At 70.0% G+C, this 15,017-nt stretch carries 16 protein-coding genes; 5 read left to right on the top strand and 11 right to left on the bottom strand.

Annotation, left to right across the window (positions count from 1 at the left end; genetic code table 11):
- Positions 1–18: 18 nt before the first annotated feature.
- Complete coding sequence (locus tag COA17_RS06975) at positions 19–351, top strand: hypothetical protein (protein ID WP_231738778.1); 333 nt, start codon at positions 19–21, stop codon at positions 349–351.
- Between the two features lie 15 nt (positions 352–366).
- Here the strand turns inward: COA17_RS06975 and COA17_RS06970 are convergent, their stop codons facing one another.
- The 3 genes from COA17_RS06970 to ubiA are packed head-to-tail and all read right to left on the bottom strand — an operon-like array spanning position 367 to position 3,438.
- Entirely contained in the window at positions 367–1,149 is a 783-nt protein-coding gene (locus COA17_RS06970) for a 3'(2'),5'-bisphosphate nucleotidase CysQ (RefSeq protein WP_281253296.1), read from the bottom strand.
- Positions 1,142–2,488 (bottom strand): TldD/PmbA family protein, encoded by a 1,347-nt coding sequence (locus COA17_RS06965; RefSeq protein WP_096611194.1) that lies wholly within the window; start codon positions 2,486–2,488, stop codon positions 1,142–1,144. The genes COA17_RS06970 and COA17_RS06965 overlap by 8 nt, the downstream gene beginning before the upstream one ends.
- Positions 2,489–2,520: 32 nt before the next feature.
- Positions 2,521–3,438 (bottom strand): 4-hydroxybenzoate octaprenyltransferase, encoded by a 918-nt coding sequence (ubiA, locus tag COA17_RS06960; RefSeq protein ID WP_096611192.1) that lies wholly within the window; start codon positions 3,436–3,438, stop codon positions 2,521–2,523.
- A 139-nt stretch (positions 3,439–3,577) separates the two neighbouring features.
- Between ubiA and COA17_RS06955 the strand changes: the two genes are divergently transcribed.
- Genes COA17_RS06955 through COA17_RS06945 form a run of 4 tightly spaced genes read left to right on the top strand, consistent with a single transcriptional unit; the run spans position 3,578 to position 6,330 of the window.
- Complete coding sequence (locus COA17_RS06955; protein WP_245857513.1) at positions 3,578–3,967, top strand: DUF2147 domain-containing protein; 390 nt, start codon at positions 3,578–3,580, stop codon at positions 3,965–3,967.
- A 19-nt stretch (positions 3,968–3,986) separates the two neighbouring features.
- On the top strand, positions 3,987–4,145 hold the full coding sequence (locus tag COA17_RS18740; protein WP_176484826.1) for a hypothetical protein: 159 nt from the start codon (positions 3,987–3,989) through the stop codon (positions 4,143–4,145).
- Positions 4,146–4,147: 2 nt separating this feature from the next.
- Positions 4,148–4,924, top strand: coding sequence for a 16S rRNA (uracil(1498)-N(3))-methyltransferase (locus COA17_RS06950; protein WP_096611188.1), 777 nt, complete (start codon positions 4,148–4,150; stop codon positions 4,922–4,924).
- Positions 4,925–4,956: 32 nt separating this feature from the next.
- Positions 4,957–6,330: a glutamate--cysteine ligase gene (locus tag COA17_RS06945; RefSeq protein ID WP_096611186.1), complete on the top strand. Its 1,374-nt coding sequence runs from the start codon at positions 4,957–4,959 to the stop codon at positions 6,328–6,330.
- On the opposite strand, the gene COA17_RS06940 is transcribed toward COA17_RS06945, so the two are convergent.
- From COA17_RS06940 to COA17_RS06905, 8 genes are all read right to left on the bottom strand, one after another.
- Positions 6,327–7,616 carry a methyltransferase family protein gene (locus COA17_RS06940; RefSeq protein ID WP_096611184.1) on the bottom strand — a complete coding sequence of 430 codons (1,290 nt, stop codon included), beginning with the start codon at positions 7,614–7,616 and terminating at the stop codon, positions 6,327–6,329. The genes COA17_RS06945 and COA17_RS06940 overlap by 4 nt on opposite strands.
- A 582-nt stretch (positions 7,617–8,198) precedes the next feature.
- Positions 8,199–9,224 carry a sensor histidine kinase gene (locus tag COA17_RS06935; RefSeq protein WP_066487432.1) on the bottom strand — a complete coding sequence of 342 codons (1,026 nt, stop codon included), beginning with the start codon at positions 9,222–9,224 and terminating at the stop codon, positions 8,199–8,201.
- Positions 9,225–9,232: 8 nt separating this feature from the next.
- On the bottom strand, positions 9,233–9,682 hold the full coding sequence (locus tag COA17_RS06930) for a response regulator (RefSeq protein WP_066487434.1): 450 nt from the start codon (positions 9,680–9,682) through the stop codon (positions 9,233–9,235).
- On the bottom strand, positions 9,679–11,190 hold the full coding sequence (locus tag COA17_RS06925; RefSeq protein ID WP_096611182.1) for a sensor histidine kinase: 1,512 nt from the start codon (positions 11,188–11,190) through the stop codon (positions 9,679–9,681). The genes COA17_RS06930 and COA17_RS06925 overlap by 4 nt, the downstream gene beginning before the upstream one ends.
- A gap of 51 nt (positions 11,191–11,241) precedes the next feature.
- Complete coding sequence (locus COA17_RS06920; protein ID WP_231738704.1) at positions 11,242–12,012, bottom strand: exonuclease domain-containing protein; 771 nt, start codon at positions 12,010–12,012, stop codon at positions 11,242–11,244.
- An 18-nt stretch (positions 12,013–12,030) separates the two neighbouring features.
- Positions 12,031–13,128, bottom strand: a complete 1,098-nt coding sequence (locus tag COA17_RS06915) for an MBL fold metallo-hydrolase (protein ID WP_066487444.1) — start codon at positions 13,126–13,128, stop codon at positions 12,031–12,033.
- 91 nt (positions 13,129–13,219) lie between these two features.
- A complete protein-coding gene (locus COA17_RS06910; protein WP_096611180.1) occupies positions 13,220–13,891 on the bottom strand; it encodes a DUF1013 domain-containing protein in 672 nt (223 codons plus the stop codon).
- 98 nt (positions 13,892–13,989) lie between these two features.
- Positions 13,990–15,012, bottom strand: coding sequence for a glycosyltransferase family 4 protein (locus COA17_RS06905; RefSeq protein ID WP_096611178.1), 1,023 nt, complete (start codon positions 15,010–15,012; stop codon positions 13,990–13,992).
- Positions 15,013–15,017: the final 5 nt, after the last annotated feature.

Genomic DNA, 15,017 nt, shown 5'->3' with positions numbered 1-15,017 from the left:
CGGCGGGGGGAGCGCGCGGTGATCGATGCGCCGGGGCTGTGGGCCAAATTCATCTGGTGGATCGGCGACGGCACCGGGCTGCCCGATACGGTGCTGCACATCCATGCCGGGATGGCGGTGCTGATCGTCGCGCGGATCGCCACCGGGCGTTCGCTCGGAACGCTGGTGCCCCTGTCGGTGGTGGCGGCGGCGGAGGCGGTGAACGAGATCCTCGACCGGATGCACTATGGCAGCTGGCGCTGGCCCGACACGATCAGCGACGTGATCCACACGATGTTCTGGCCGACGGTTATCTGCCTGGCGGTGCGGCTGCGTCCGATGGGGCGGCGCGACCTGCGCGGGCGCAAGTGATCGTCCGCGCGCGCCTCAGCCGATCGCGGCGCGCGCGCGGGCGGCCAGATGGTGGACGGCGGCGTCGTGGATGCCCGGCGCGCTGACCAATACGCCATAGGCGCGCGGATCGGCCTTGTTGAACATCAGCGGCGCACCCAGCGCGTCGCTGACCCGTGCTCCCGCCTCGCTGGCGATCAGGACGGCGGCGGCGATGTCCCATTCGTTGCCCCAGCGCAGGGTCGCGACCAGATCGGCACGATCGGCGGCGACCATCGCGATCCGCAGCGCGATCGAATTGGGCTTTTCCACCGCCACCAGCTCGCGATCCGCCTTGGGCAGCGCATCGACCGGCACGCGCGATCCGGGGAAGACCGCGCGGTTGCCGGTGTGGACCGCCGCCCCCGCCAGCGTCGCGCCGCGCCCCGCGGCCGCGCGCCACACTTCCCCGCGGGCGGGCGCATCCAGCACCGCGATCACCGGATGGCCATGGTCGACCAGCGCGACCGAGATGCACCAGCCGGCGCGCCCGCGGATATAGTCGCGGGTGCCGTCGATCGGATCGACCACCCACACGCGCCCGCGTGCCAGCCGGTCGGGATGGTCGGCAGTTTCCTCCGACAGCCAGCCGGCATCGGGCAGCAGCGCCGACAGCCGCGCATGGAGGAAGCGGTCGACGTCGAGATCGACCTGGCACACCGGGCTGCCCGGCGATTTTTCCCAGCGCGCGAAATCGGTGTGCCAGCGGGCGAACGCCATCTGCGCCGCCTCGCGCGCGACCTGCGCGACCGCATCGGCAAGGCCCGGGCGGTCATCCACCGGCGACGGTCATCCCCTCGACCCGCAGCGTCGGCACGTTGACGCCGTGGCGGAACTCCAGGTCGTTGGCGGGGGTGAGCTCGGCGAACATCGCGGTCAGATTACCTGCGATGGTGAATTCCGCCACCGGGCGCGTGATGACGCCGTTCTCGATCAGGAAACCGGCCGCGCCGCGGCTGTAGTCGCCGGTGACAGGATTGACGCCCTGACCGATCAGCTCGGTGACGTAGACGCCGCTGGTGATATCCGACAGCAGGGTGGCGACCGGCACCTTGCCCGGTTCCATGTAGAGGTTGCTGGTCGACACCCCCGGCGCGCCGGCGATGCCGCGCGCGGCGTGGCCGGTGGGTTCCAGCCCCAGTTGCCGGGCGGAGGCTGAATCGAGCAGCCAGGTTTCCAGCATCCCGTCCGCGACCAGCGCGACCGGCGACACCGGCAGCCCCTCGCCGTCGAACGGGCGCGAGCGCAGACCGTGCGGGCGGTGCGGATCGTCGCGGATCGTCACGCCCGGCGCGAACACCTGCGTGCCCAGTGCGTCGAGCAGGAAGCTGGTGCGCCGCGCGATCGCCTGGCCGGAGATGGCGGAGGTGAGGTGCCCGATCAGGCTGGCGCCGACGCGCGGATCGAACACTACCGGCATCGGCCCGCTGGCGACGCGTGCGGGGTCGAGCCGCGCCACCGCGCGCTCCCCCGCCAGCCGCCCGATCGCATCGGGGGCGTCGAGATGCGCGCGGTGGCGGGCGGAGTGGAAGCCATAGTCGCGCTGCATCGCGCCGCCCTCGCCCGCGATCACGCTGGCCGACAGGCCGTAGCCGGTGGTGGCATAGGCGCCGGCAAAGCCGTGGCTGGTCGCCAGCGCCCAGACGCTGGACGAGGCGGATGCGCCCGCCCCTTCGCTGTTGGTGACGCCGGGGACGGCGCGCGCGGCGTCCTCGGCCGCCTGTACCGCATGGCGCAACTCGGCGGGGGTCACATCGCCGCGGTCGGCCAGGTCCAGCGCGGGCGGCGCGCCGTGCATCAGCCGCTCGGCGGGAGCGAGGCCGGCATAGCGATCCTCCGGTGCCTCGCGCGCCATCGCCACCGCGCGATCGACCAGCGCGGCGATCGTGTCGGCGGACAGATCGGAGGTGGAGACGCTGGCCGACCGCTGCCCGACGAACACGCGGAGCCCCAGATCCTCGCTCTCCGACCGGCCGACATCCTCCAGCGCGCCGAGCCGCACCGACACCTCGGTCGAGGCATGGGCGGCAAAGACCGCATCGGCGGCGTCCGCCCCGGCAGCGACGGCACGGCGGACGAGGTCGGCGGCGCGGTCCTGCGCCTGTTCGGGAGTGAGCATGGTACGGACTTAGGAGGTGGGAAGGCGCGTTGCTAGAGCGTCGTCCCCACCGCGGCGCAGGCAAGGAACATCAACAGGCCGGTGAAGCGGTTGGCGCGGAAGCGATGGAGCGCGCCGTCGCCATCGTCGGGCACCAAGGTCGCGACCTGCCATCCCAGATGCAGCGCGGCGGGCAGCAGCGCGGCGAGCGCGAGCGGATCGGCACGCATCTGCCAGAAGGCGGCGCCCCACAGCGCAACGGCGATCGCGTAGCACAGCGCCACGCCGGCGCGGACGTGTGCCCCCATTGCCAGCGCGGACGAGCCGATGCCGACCAGCGCATCGTCCTCGCGATCCTGCAGCGCGTAGATCGTGTCGTAGCCGATCACCCAGAAGATGCAGCCGGCGTAGAGCGTCAGCCCGGCGGGGGCGAGCGTGCCCCACACATCGGCCCAGCCGACCAGCGCCGCCCAGGAGAAGACGAGGCCCAGCCACGCCTGCGGCCACCAGGTGATCCGCTTCATGAACGGATAGGCGGCGACCGGCGCGATGCTGGCCAGCGCAACGATCGCGGCGCTCCAGTGCAGCTGGAACAGCACGATCAGCCCGATCACGCACAGGACCCCCAGCCACGCCCATGCCAGCGTCACCGACACCGCGCCGCTGGCGAGCGGGCGGTGGCGGGTGCGCGCGACGCTGGCGTCCAGATCGCGGTCGACGATGTCGTTGTAGACGCAGCCCGCACCGCGCATCGCGATGCTGCCGAGGAGGAACCACGCCAGCAGATCCCAGCGCGCCGGAATGCCGCCCGCCAGCGCGATCGCCCAGGCACCCGGCCAGAACAGCAGCCACCAGCCGATCGGCCGGTCGAGCCGCGCCAGCATCGCCAGCGCCCGCGCAAGCGGCGGCAGCGCGGCGACCAGCCCGCGATGCTGGCTGTCGGGGACGATATCGGGTGTGCGATCGGTCATGACGCTGCACCCATAGGGGCGGTCCGGCGGTGGGCGGCGGGCGGGGTCATCGCGGGCGCCGATAGCGCAAGAGCGAGCCCGCGTCGCCCCCCGCTGCCTTATCTTGGCCGGGTTGCGCGCCTACATCCCGGATATGGCGATGCTTCTTTCCGTTCTGATGCTGGTGGCCGCGCCGGCGACAGATCCCCTGGCTGGCGTGTGGCGCAATGCCGGCGACAGCGTGCGTATCCGCGTGGCGCCGTGCCGCGATGCGCCTGGCATGTGCGGTACCGTCATTTCCGCCAGCCCGAAGGCGCGTGAGGATGCCGCGCGCGGCGGGACCGACCGGCTGGTCGGCGCGCGCCTGTTCGAAGGGTTCGAGCGCGATGAGGACGGCAGCTGGGCGGGCAGCGTCTTCGTCCCCGATATCGGCACGCGCGTCGACGGCACGCTGCGGCTGGAGGGGCGCGGCACGCTGGTGGCGCAAGGGTGCCTGTTCGCCGGTTTCGGCTGCCGCGAGCAGCGGTGGACGCGCGTGAGCGTGCGATGATGCCGCCGATCGCGCCGCGGTGATCCACCTGTCGGTCGCGATCGGCCGTTTCTTCGAGGCATTGTTCTACGCAATCCTGAAGGTGGCCGGCGTCGCGGCGGCGGCGGTGCTGGGGATTGCGCTGACGGGCGCGATCCTGTTCTGGGTGGCGCGGATGCTGATCGTGCGGGGACGATAGGGATGGGAGCGCAACCGGCCTGGCCGCCGCGATCGACGCCGCGGCTGTTCGTGGAAACCCGGCTGGCCGCGGGGCCGCTGCGGCTGGACGGCGCGGCGGCGCATTATCTGGTCGCGGTGATGCGCATCAGGCCGGGCGATCCGGTGAAGCTGTTCGACGACGCGACCGGCGAATGGCTGGCCATCGCCGCGACGGTCGGCAAGCGCGACCTGACGCTGGACGTGACCGAGCGGCTGCGCGCGCGCGAGGCGGTGCCCGACCTGTGGCTGGTCGCCGCGCCGCTGAAGAAGGGGCGCGTCGACTGGATGGCGGAAAAGGCGTGCGAACTGGGCGTCGCGCGGCTGGTGCCGGTGGTGACACGGCGCACCGTGGTCGACCGTCCGAATACCGAGCGGCTGCGCACCCAGATGATCGAGGCCGCCGAGCAATGCGGGCGCACCGCGTTGCCCGAGGTCGTGGAGGCGGTGAAGCTGCCGGCGCTGCTGCGCGACTGGCCCGCGGAGCGTGCGCTGTTCTTCGCCGACGAAACCGGCGGCGTGCCCGCGGCGGAGGCGATGATCGCGCGCGCCGGACCGGCGGCGATCCTGATCGGGCCGGAGGGCGGGTTCGACGATGACGAGCGCGCCGCGATCCGCGCCTGCCCGGCGGCGACCGGCATCGCGCTCGGCCCGCGCATCCTGCGTGCGGAGACCGCGGCGGCGGCGGCCGTGGCGGTATGGATGGCGGTTGGCGGGGACTGGAAAAGCAGCACTTCACCTGACGCAAGCAGCGCCCTCTAGCGCGGGCGTTCACGGCGCAGTAAGGCGCCGCCATGACGACGAAGACCGTTTCGGACAGCAACGCAGCGGTCATTGAATCGCGCGACCAGCTCATCGCCCATTTCGCCGGTGGCGAGAAGCCGGCGGACCGCTGGCGGATCGGCACCGAGCACGAGAAATTCGTCTATTCCACCACCGATCACCACGCCCCGTCGTGGGGCGAGCCGGGGGGCATCCGTGCGCTGCTGCTGGAGTTGGTCCAGCATGGCTGGACCCCGGTGGAGGAGGGCGGCAACATCATCGCGCTGACCGGCGCCGACGGGTCGGTCAGCCTGGAGCCGGCGGGGCAGTTCGAACTGTCGGGCGCGCCGCTCGACAACCTGCACCAGACCTGCGCCGAAACCGGCCGCCACCTGCAGCAGGTGAAGGCGGCGGGCGAGAAGCTGGGCATCGGCTTCCTGGGGCTGGGGATGTGGCCAGACAAGACGCGCGACGCGCTGCCGATCATGCCCAAGGGCCGCTATGCCATCATGCTGCGCCACATGCCGCGCGTCGGCACGATGGGCCTCGACATGATGCTGCGCACCTGCACGATCCAGGTGAACCTGGATTATGCCAGCGAAGCGGACATGGCGAAGAAGTTCCGCGTCGGGCTGGCGCTGCAACCGCTGGCGACCGCGCTGTTCGCCAATTCGCCGTTCACGGAGGGCAAGCCGAACGGCTTCCTCAGCTATCGCAGCCACATCTGGTCAGATACCGACCCGGCACGGACGGGGATGCTGCCGTTCGTGTTCGAGGACGGTTTCGGTTACGAGCGCTATGCCGACTATATGCTCGATGTGCCGATGTACTTCGTCTATCGCGAGGGACGGTACATCGACGCGGCGGGGCTGTCGTTCCGCGATTTCCTGAAGGGCGAATTGTCGGTCCTGCCCGGCGAGAAGCCGACGATGGACGACTGGAACGACCATCTGTCCACCGCCTTCCCCGAAGTGCGACTGAAGACCTTCCTTGAGATGCGCGGCGCCGATGGCGGGCCGTGGGGGCGGATCTGCGCGCTGCCGGCGCTGTGGGTCGGGCTGCTCTACGATCAGGGCGCGCTGGATGCCGCGTGGGACGTGGTGAAGGACTGGACGCTCGAGGAGCGGCAGGCGCTGCGCGATGCGGTGCCGAAGCTGGGTCTGGACGCGCCGATCGCGGGCGGGCGGCGGTTGCGCGACGTGGCCGGGCAGGTGCTCGACGTCGCGCACGCGGGACTTGCGGCGCGCGCGCGCACCAATGCGGCGGGTGACGACGAAACAGGCTTCCTGGCGCCGCTGCATGAGATCGTGCGCGGCGGGAAGGTGCCGGCACAAGCGCTGCTGGACCGCTATCACGGCGCCTGGGGCGGCGACGTGTCGCGCGTCTATGGCGAGGAAAGCTTCTAGGCGCCGCTGCGCCCGCGCGCCCAGCGCAGGAAGCGCGGGATCGCGCCGTGGCGCTCGATCCACCTGTCATAGGCCTGATAGGCCGGATCGGCGCGCAGGTGGCGCTCCTCGGTCCGCGCGCGCCAGTAATAGACGCCGCTGACCGCGCCCAGCAGCAGCGTGGCGCGCGCCGCGTCGACCAGGCTGCCGGTCGACAGCATGGGGATGGTCGACAGCCACCAGAACAGGTTCTTCGCCAGATAGGCGGGGTGGCGCGACCAGGCATAGGGGCCGTGGGTCAGGATGCCGCGGTTGGTCAGGTTCGAGAAGCGCAGCCCGAACGCCACCGTCGCCCAGGCGTAGATCGCGGTCAGCACCACCAGCACCCCGCCGGTCAGCGCGAGCATCAGCGGATGCCCCTGCATCCAGTGGGTCCAGTCGGCGGTGCCGGGGCGATAGTCGAACGGGCCGCCGTCGCTCATCATGATGAACGGCGGGTAGCAGATCAGCGCCGCGCTCCACGCCGCCATATAGGGGTTGGCCGAGCGGATTTGCGCATCGAGCGGCCGCATCGTCAGCGCATAGCCCACGGTGGCGAAGGCGACGTCGACCACGAACATGAAGGTGATCAGCCAGTTGGCGAGCGCGACCGGATCGGACAGCAGCGCGCTCCGATCCAGCCGGACGAAGTCGCCGAAATTGCCGGGGACGATCGCCAGCATGAACGCGAAGAACAGCGCCTTCACCGCCCAGGCGCGCAGATGGCCATAGATCGCCTCGCGATCCGCATCGCCGCTGCCGAGCAGCCACGCGCCCATGTGCCACGCGCCGTCGCGCGGCTCCACCAGATAACGGTCGAGCCACAGGACATAGGGGATCGAGGCGACCAGCACGACCGGCGCGGCGCGTTCCAGGCACCACATCGCGAACAGGAAGTTGCCCTCCCAGTAAAAGCGTCCGGTGGCGTAGATCAGCGCGATCCCCGCCCAGGTCGCCCACAGCCCGGTCAGCTTGACGATGCTGATGTCCAGCGTGTCGCGCAGCGGGCGGGCGTTCGACCAGTCGATCCCGGTCGAGGGGCGGCGATGCACCTTGTCGATCAGCAGCGACCACAGCACCATCGGCACGCCGCACGCGACGACGTTGATCAGCGCCGCATACGGCCCGTCCATCCCGAAATGGAGCGCCGTCGCGGTCCAGGCGATCAGCCCGGCCAGCCCGGCCAGCCCCACCCCGTGCGACACGGCGGAAACGGGTCGCGAGCGGGCGCGCGGGGCGACGGCAGGAAGCGCGGCGTCGTGGTACATGGTCGCCGACGCTTAGCGGCGAAGGGTTAACGTTCGCTGGTGGCCGTCAATGTGAGCGGTTGGTCGGGCCTGTTGGGATTGATCGGCGGTTCTGGCGGACGATCGGACTTTGGTAATGGCTGCGTTTGGTGGCTATCGGTCATTCGCCCAGCTCGCCGATCAATATCTCGTGGCGTTTGGAGCCGAGATCTAACTGAGGTCATCAGCATCATACTGGCTAAATCGCCGACCAAGTTTGCGGTCGTGCCGAGCGCGATATTGGACGAATAGCGCAAAGCAGACAGCGGGAATGGCGGCGGCTGATGAATAGCCAAATGGAACGCCCATCGACCGTAGCAGGCCATAGGTCAGCGTGGTTATGGGAATGGCGAACCAGACGACGTACCGCCATTGGTGAAGGTCGTTATCTGACCTGAATTTAGTAATGTGCCTATTGGGACCGCGCGTACGCTGAGATTTATGGGCACTGCGGACGCGCAGCCAGCTTCTCGTTTCCTTAGGCACACAGGCCACGTTACGCCGTGTCGCGAATCTCCGCAATCAGGCGGGGATCGCCCGTCGTTTTGACCGCGCTCAACCTTATCAGCGCAGCGCTGCCGCCAGGACGGCGCGGGTGCCGGCGTGCGCCGAATCGTATTCGACGATCGAATCGAGGCTCTGCGCCATCGCGCGGATCAGGCGGGTGCCCACGCCGGTGCCCTTGGGCGCGGCATCGCCGATGCCGATGCCGTCGTCCTCCACGGTCAGGCGGAACCGCTCATCGCCTTCGCGGATCAGCGCGATGCGTACCTCGCCCTGGCCGTCGGGATAGGCGTATTTGCACGCATTGCTGACCAGTTCGGTGACGATCACCCCCAGCGACACCGCGCGGTCGGTCGGCAACTGCACCGATTCGGCGTCGAGGAGCAGCGAACGCGGGCGGTCGGTGGTCGACCATGTCTCCGACAGCTCCCGGATCAGCTGCGCCAGATAGTCGCGCATGTCGACATGCTCGACGTCGTGGCCGGTATAGAGGCGGCGGTGGACGTGCGCGATCGCAACGATGCGGCGTTCGGTATCTTCCAGCGCGGCACGCGCCGCGGCGTCGGTGACCGATCCCGCCTGCAGCCGCACCATCGCCGAGACGAGCTGGAGCGAATTGGCGACGCGGTGGTTCACCTCGGCCAACAGCGCTTCCAGTCGGGCGTTGCTGGCGCGCAGCGCGGCCTCCGCCTGCGACTTTTCGGCGTGGAGCTCGGCGCGGGCCAGCACCTGCCGGAACGAGGCGTCGAGCAAGTCGAAGAAATCCTCGCCCGGCGTCTTGACGACATAATCGGCCGCGCCGGCGCGCAGGGCGGCGACCGCGACGCGCGTCTCCTCCGATCCGGTGACGTAGACGATCGCCGGGGGACTGGGCAGCTGCATCAGCTGCGCCATCGTTTCCAGCCCGTCGATGCCGGGCATATAGTGATCGACCGCGGCCAGATCGAACCCGCCCGCGCGCGCCGCGGCCACGCCCGCCTCGCCGCCGTCGGCGACGGTGACGTCATAGCCGCGCCGCGTCAGCGCCCGCTCGACCAGCCGGCGGATGCCCGCGTCATCGTCGATGTAGAGGACGCGCCGGCCCATCGCGTCGCTCAACCGCCCTCGCCGAGATCGGGGACCTGGATCACCGACAGGAACAGCCCCAGCTGGCGGATCGCCTGCGCGAAATTCTCATAATTCACCGGCTTGGTGATATAGACGTTGGCGCCCAGATCGTAGCAGCGCTGGATTTCGCGGCTGTCGTCGGTGGTGGTCAGCACCACGACGGGGGTGCGTCGCACCGCCGCGTCGCCACCCTTGATCCGCGCCAGGATGTCGGTGCCGCTCATGTCGGGCAGGTTGAGGTCGAGCAGGACCAGCGCCGGGCCGTTGCGCGCCGGGCCGCCATCATCGTTGAAGATATAGTCGAGCGCACTGGTGCCGTCGGTGAAGTGACGGATATCGTTCATGATACCGGCGCGGCGGATGTTCTTTTCGATCAGCCGGGCGTGCCCTTCGTCGTCCTCGATCATGACGATGCTGACGGACTGGTGCGCGTTCATTCGACGGTTTCCTGCGATGCGTAGGTAAGGGGTAGCGACAGGCGGAAGGTGGCGCCTTCACCCAGGGCAGAAGAAAGATCGATCAGCCCGCCGAGACGGAACACCAGCGCACGCACCGTGGCAAGCCCGATTCCCTCGCCGGGGCGATCCTGCGTGCCCGAACGGCGGAACAGGTCGAACACGCGTGCATGATCGCGCGGGTCGATGCCGCGCCCGTTGTCGGCGATCTCGAACACCGCGCGGCTGCCCTCGCAGTGGCCGCGCACGACGATCCGTCCGGGCACGCCCGGGCGCAGATATTTCACCGCATTCTCGATGAGGTTCGACAGGATCTGGTCGATCGAAAAGCGGTCGCTGACGATCTCGGGCAGGTCGCCCTCTACCTCCAGCGTAGCGTCGGCGTCGGCCAGCCGGTGCGCCAGCGTCTCGCGGATCTGTCCGACCATCGCGGCGATGTCGAGCCGTTCGGGTGCCAGCGCGCGGCGCCCCTGACGCGACAGCTGGAGGATGGCGTTGATCAGCCGGTCCATCTTCTGCGTCGAGGTGCGGATGAAGCCGATCGCCTCGGGCAGGTCCTCGCGCGCGGCGAAGCGGGCGTCGTCGGTCAGCAACTGCGGCGCCTCCGCCTCGACCCGGTCGACCAGCTGCGACAGCTGGCCGGTGGCGCTCTCCAGCTCGGCGGTGAAACCCATGACGTTGACCAGCGGCGAGCGCAGGTCATGGCTGACGATATAGGCGAACCGCTGGATTTCCTCGTTCGCGCGGGTCAGGTCCGCGGTCCGTTCGGTGACGCGATCCTCCAGCCCCGCGTTGAGCGCGCGTAGCGCATCGTGCGAGCGCGCCAGGTCGCGGGTGTAGCCCAGCACGGTCAGCAGCGAGGCGACCACCGCGACCGCCAGCAGGATGCCCGCCACCGCCAGGACGACGTAGAACATCCGCTCGCTGGTGGCGACGTCGCGTTCGCGGATGGTCAGCAGCCGGCGTTCCTCCCGCGCCATCCGGTCGAGCGTCGCGCGGATCGACGCCATCGGCAGCGCGGAATGCTCGACATCGAATGCGGCGCGCGCGCCGGCGACGTCGCCCGCCGTGATGCGCGCGATCGATTCCTCGCGCAGCACGACGAGCCGCCGGACCTGGTCGAGCAGCGTCGCGTAATAGGCGACCTGGACCGGATTGTCGCTGGTCAGCCGGCGGATACGCTTGAGCGCGTCCGGCAGCGCCTGCGCGCTGCGGCGGTAGATCGCCAGGAAGTCGCGCTGCCCGGGCGCGAGCAGATAGCCGCGCCGCGTCGTCTCGCCACGTTCCAGCAGCTGGCGCGCGTCGAGCACCGCATTCTCCACCTCATAGGTGTGCGATACCGCGCGGATGTGCTGCTGGCTGCGGCCGGTCATCCACACGGCGGCGCCGCCGGCCAGGATCAGCGCCAGAAACGCGACCACCATGACCCCGCGCAGGCGGCGGCCGATCCCTTTGTCCCGAAGGATCGCGCGAATATCCAGGGCTGCCATCGTGGGACGGCGTATCGCGCACGACCGCGCGGCGCCAGCCCCGCCGACGAATTACAGCAGCAATTCCTGCGGGCTGATCCGACCGACATGCCCGCCGCCGCGGCGCCGGGCCATTTCGGTTTCCGCGGTGAAGCGGATGTCGGGATCGCGATCGGTCATGAACTTGACCAGGCTCTCCTCCTCGATCTCACGCCATTCCTTGCCGCGATCCGGGCCGTAACGGACACGCGGCAACAGGCCGGGCGCCTTCGACCATTCGATCAACTGCGCCACCGACGCCTCGTTCAGCTGGTCGCGCAGATGATGCGCGGTGACATAGGCGTCGGGAAAGGCGCGGTGCGCGGGCAGGCCGCGTTCATGCTCCAGCCCGGCGGGCTTGCGCCAGTAGCGCAGCACCTGATTCGAGAAGCTGGGCGAATCGGGCCACAGCCGCAGTGCGCATTTCCACGTGCAGATCCATTCCGCGCCATGCGTCAGCGCGGGCGTGCAGAACTGTTCCTCGAACGCGGCGCGATGCGCGGCCAGCGCGATGCGGCGCGGCCAAGGGTCCAGCACCTGTCGCGCGACGTCCTGCCACCATGGTGCGTCGGCGACATCCTCGTCCCGGATATGGTGGACCGCCTGCGTGATCGGCGGCATCGGGCGGCCGGGGTTGACCAGGATGTTGCCGCCCTCGCCCTGCAATTCCCAGCGGCCGTCAGCGCCCAGCGCCACGTCCTGCCAACCCACTTCGCACACGCCGTGGACGGGCGGGGGCGAGCCGGTCGTCTCCAGGTCGATGACGCGGATGATCTGGCTCTGGGTACGGCGGGGATACATCATCGGGCGTATAGTGGGCGTTCAGGCGCGCGAATACCACCGCACGCCATCGCGCATCGCATGGACGGCGCGTCCGCTCAGCTCCAGCCGGCGCAGGTGCGCCAGCGTCTCACCGGTGGCCATGCCGATCACGTCGGGGCCGATCGGGCGGCGGAACAGCTGGCCGAAACAGTCGACCGCGCGCCGTGGCGTCGCCAGATGCGCCTCCAGCGCGTCGAGCCGGTCGAGATGCTCGCGCTCCAGCGCGTCGAGCCGGGCGTGCAGGCCGTAGAAGGGATCGCCATGCCCCGGCAGCACCAGCAGGTCGTCGGGCAGCGCGCGGAACCGCTCGATCGAGGCGAGCCAGTCGCCGAGCGGGTCCCCCCCCGGCTCGTTGGCGTGAAGCGAGACGTTGGAGCTGATCCGCGGCAGCACCTGGTCGCCGGCGATCAGGATCCGACGCTGCTCGTCCAGCAGGCACGCATGTTCCGGGCTGTGCCCGCTGCCGACCACCACGCGCCACGCGGTGCCGCCAATCGACAGCATCTCGCCGTCGCGAATGCGGGTATAGCCGAGCGGCAGCGGCGCGATCATCTTGCCGAACTGCGCGAAGCCGCCCTTCGCCGCCTCGGCGATCTGCGCATCGTCCCAGCCGGCGGCGCGCCAGAAGGCGACCTGCTCCTCCGGCACCTCGGGCCGCGCATCCGCCGACAGCATCCGCGCCATCAGCCATTCGGTGCGCGTCATCAGGATCGGCGCATCGCCGAAGCGGCGCGACAGCCAGCCAGCCAGCCCGATGTGATCGGGGTGCATGTGCGTGCACAGGATGCGCGCGATCCGCTGCCCGGCGAGCGGGCCGTCGAGGATCGTACGCCACGCCTCGGTCGAGCGCGGCGAGGCGGTGCCGGTGTCGATCGCCAGCAACTCCCCCGATCCGTCCGCGCCATCGTCGAGGATCAGGCCGTTGACGTGCTTGAGCGGGCCCGACATCGGCACCCGCCACCAACGGATGCCGGGTGCGATCGTCAGCAATTCGCCCGGCTGCGGCGCGCGGTCGCCGAAGGGAAAGGTAAGGCCGGCGGCGCTGGTCGGCACCAGGCTTTCGTCGCCGATCAGGCCGCGCTGGAAATGGGTTGCCATGCCCGCGACGCTAGGCCGGGCGGACGGAGAATGTCACGCGCTAAGTGAAGCGGGCGGCTTAGCAGGAAGGATGCCGCCCGTCGGGTCGGGCTTACCGCTTGAACGGATCCTCGAACCCGCCGATCCGGTCGGACTCCCCCGCGCCTTCCGCCTCGCGGCTGGCCTGTTCGCGCTCGGCGCGCAGCGAGGCGATCAGCGCCTCGCGGTCACCGTCCAGGCGCGTGTCGGTCTGCTGCTGCTCGATACCGGCCGCCTTCGCCGCCTTCGACACCGCGGCGTCCAGCTCGCGCTGCGTCGTCAGGCCCAGCGTGACCGGATCCTTGGGCGTGATGTTGGCGATGTTCCAGTGGCTGCGATCGCGGATCGCGGCGATGGTGGTGCGGGTGGTGCCGATCAGGTTGCCGATCGCGCCGTCCGAGATTTCCGGATGGTTGCGGATGATCCAGGCGATGCCGTCGGGCTTGTCCTGCCGCTTGCTGACCGGGGTGTAGCGCGGCCCCTTGGTGCGGCGCACCTGGTCCGGCCCCTTGGTCATCTTCATGCGGTAATCGGGATCGGCCTGCGCCTTGTCGATTTCGTCCTGCGTCAGTTCGTGCGCGCGGACGGGATCGCGGCCGGTCAGCTTCGTCGCGGCGGTATCGTCCGCGATCGCCTGCACCTCCAGGATGTGCAGGCCGCAGAAATCCGCGATCTGCTCGAACGACAGCGCGGTATTGTCGACCAGCCAGGAGGCGGTGGCATGCGGCATGAGCGGCTGGGCCATGCGGGGAACTCCATAAATACAAAGGGCCGCCCCTTACCGGAGCGGCCGCAAATCTGCCTCGACTTAGTGCACGCCGCCCGCGAGGGCAAGCGGGCGGGTTACGCCGCGCGTGCCAGTGCCGGACCGAAGGGTTCCAGCGCCTCCAGGAACTGTCGCGCGCTGGCCGCCCAGGTGAAGCGCGCGCCCGCCGCCGCGCAGGTTTCGCGGTCGAGCGTCAGCGCGCCGGCGATCGCGGCGGGCAGATCCTGATCCATCACGCCGGTGTCGGGGGTCAGTACGTCGACCGGGCCGGGCACCGGATAGGCGGCGATCGGCGTTCCGCAGGCCAGCGCCTCGATCATCACCAGGCCGAACGTATCGGTGCGACTGGGAAAGACCAGCACGTCGGCGGAGCGATAGGCCGCGGCCAAATCGTCCGCGAACAGTGCGCCCAGGAAGATCGCGTCGGGGAACTGGCGTTGCAGCGCGGCGCGCGCCGGGCCGTCGCCGACCACCACCTTCGTCCCCGGAACGTCCGCCGACAGGAAGGCGGCGATGTTCTTTTCCACCGCGACGCGCCCGACGTGCAGCAATACCGGTCCGGCCAGCCCCTGCAGCGCCGGCAACCGCGCGCCGGCGGGCGAGAAGACCGGCGCAACCCCCCGGCCCCAGCGGCGCACGCGCGGCAGCCCGTGGTCGCGCAATGCGCCCTCGATCGTCGGTGTGGACGCCAGAATCGCCGCGGCGGGGGCGTGGAACCAGCGGACGTAGCGCCAGATCCATTCGGGATCGGCGCCGGTGCGCGCGGCGACATATTCGGGGAATTGCGTATGATAGGCGGTGGTGAACGGCAGATGCCGCGACAGGCACCAGCGCCGCGCCGCCACGCCCAGCGGCCCTTCGGTGGCGATATGTACCGCCTGCGCACCGAACGCGGCGATGCGCCGCCCGATCGCGGCCGGGGTCATCAGCGCCAGGCGGATTTCGGGGTAGGTGGGGCAGGGCACCGAACGCACCCCGGCGGGGGAGACGACCAGTATCTCATGCCCCTGCGCGCGCAGTTCGGCGATGACCGATTCGAGCGTGCGCACCACGCCGTTGACCTGCGGCGCCCAGGCGTCGGTGACGATCGCGATCCGCATCGCGC

The sequence above is a fragment of the Sphingomonas ginsenosidimutans genome, assembly GCF_002374835.1.
Classification (GTDB): Bacteria; Pseudomonadota; Alphaproteobacteria; order Sphingomonadales; family Sphingomonadaceae; genus Sphingomonas; species Sphingomonas ginsenosidimutans.
The sequence above is the reverse complement of the archived record's forward strand: the minus strand, read 5'-3'. Positions and strand labels throughout refer to the sequence as shown.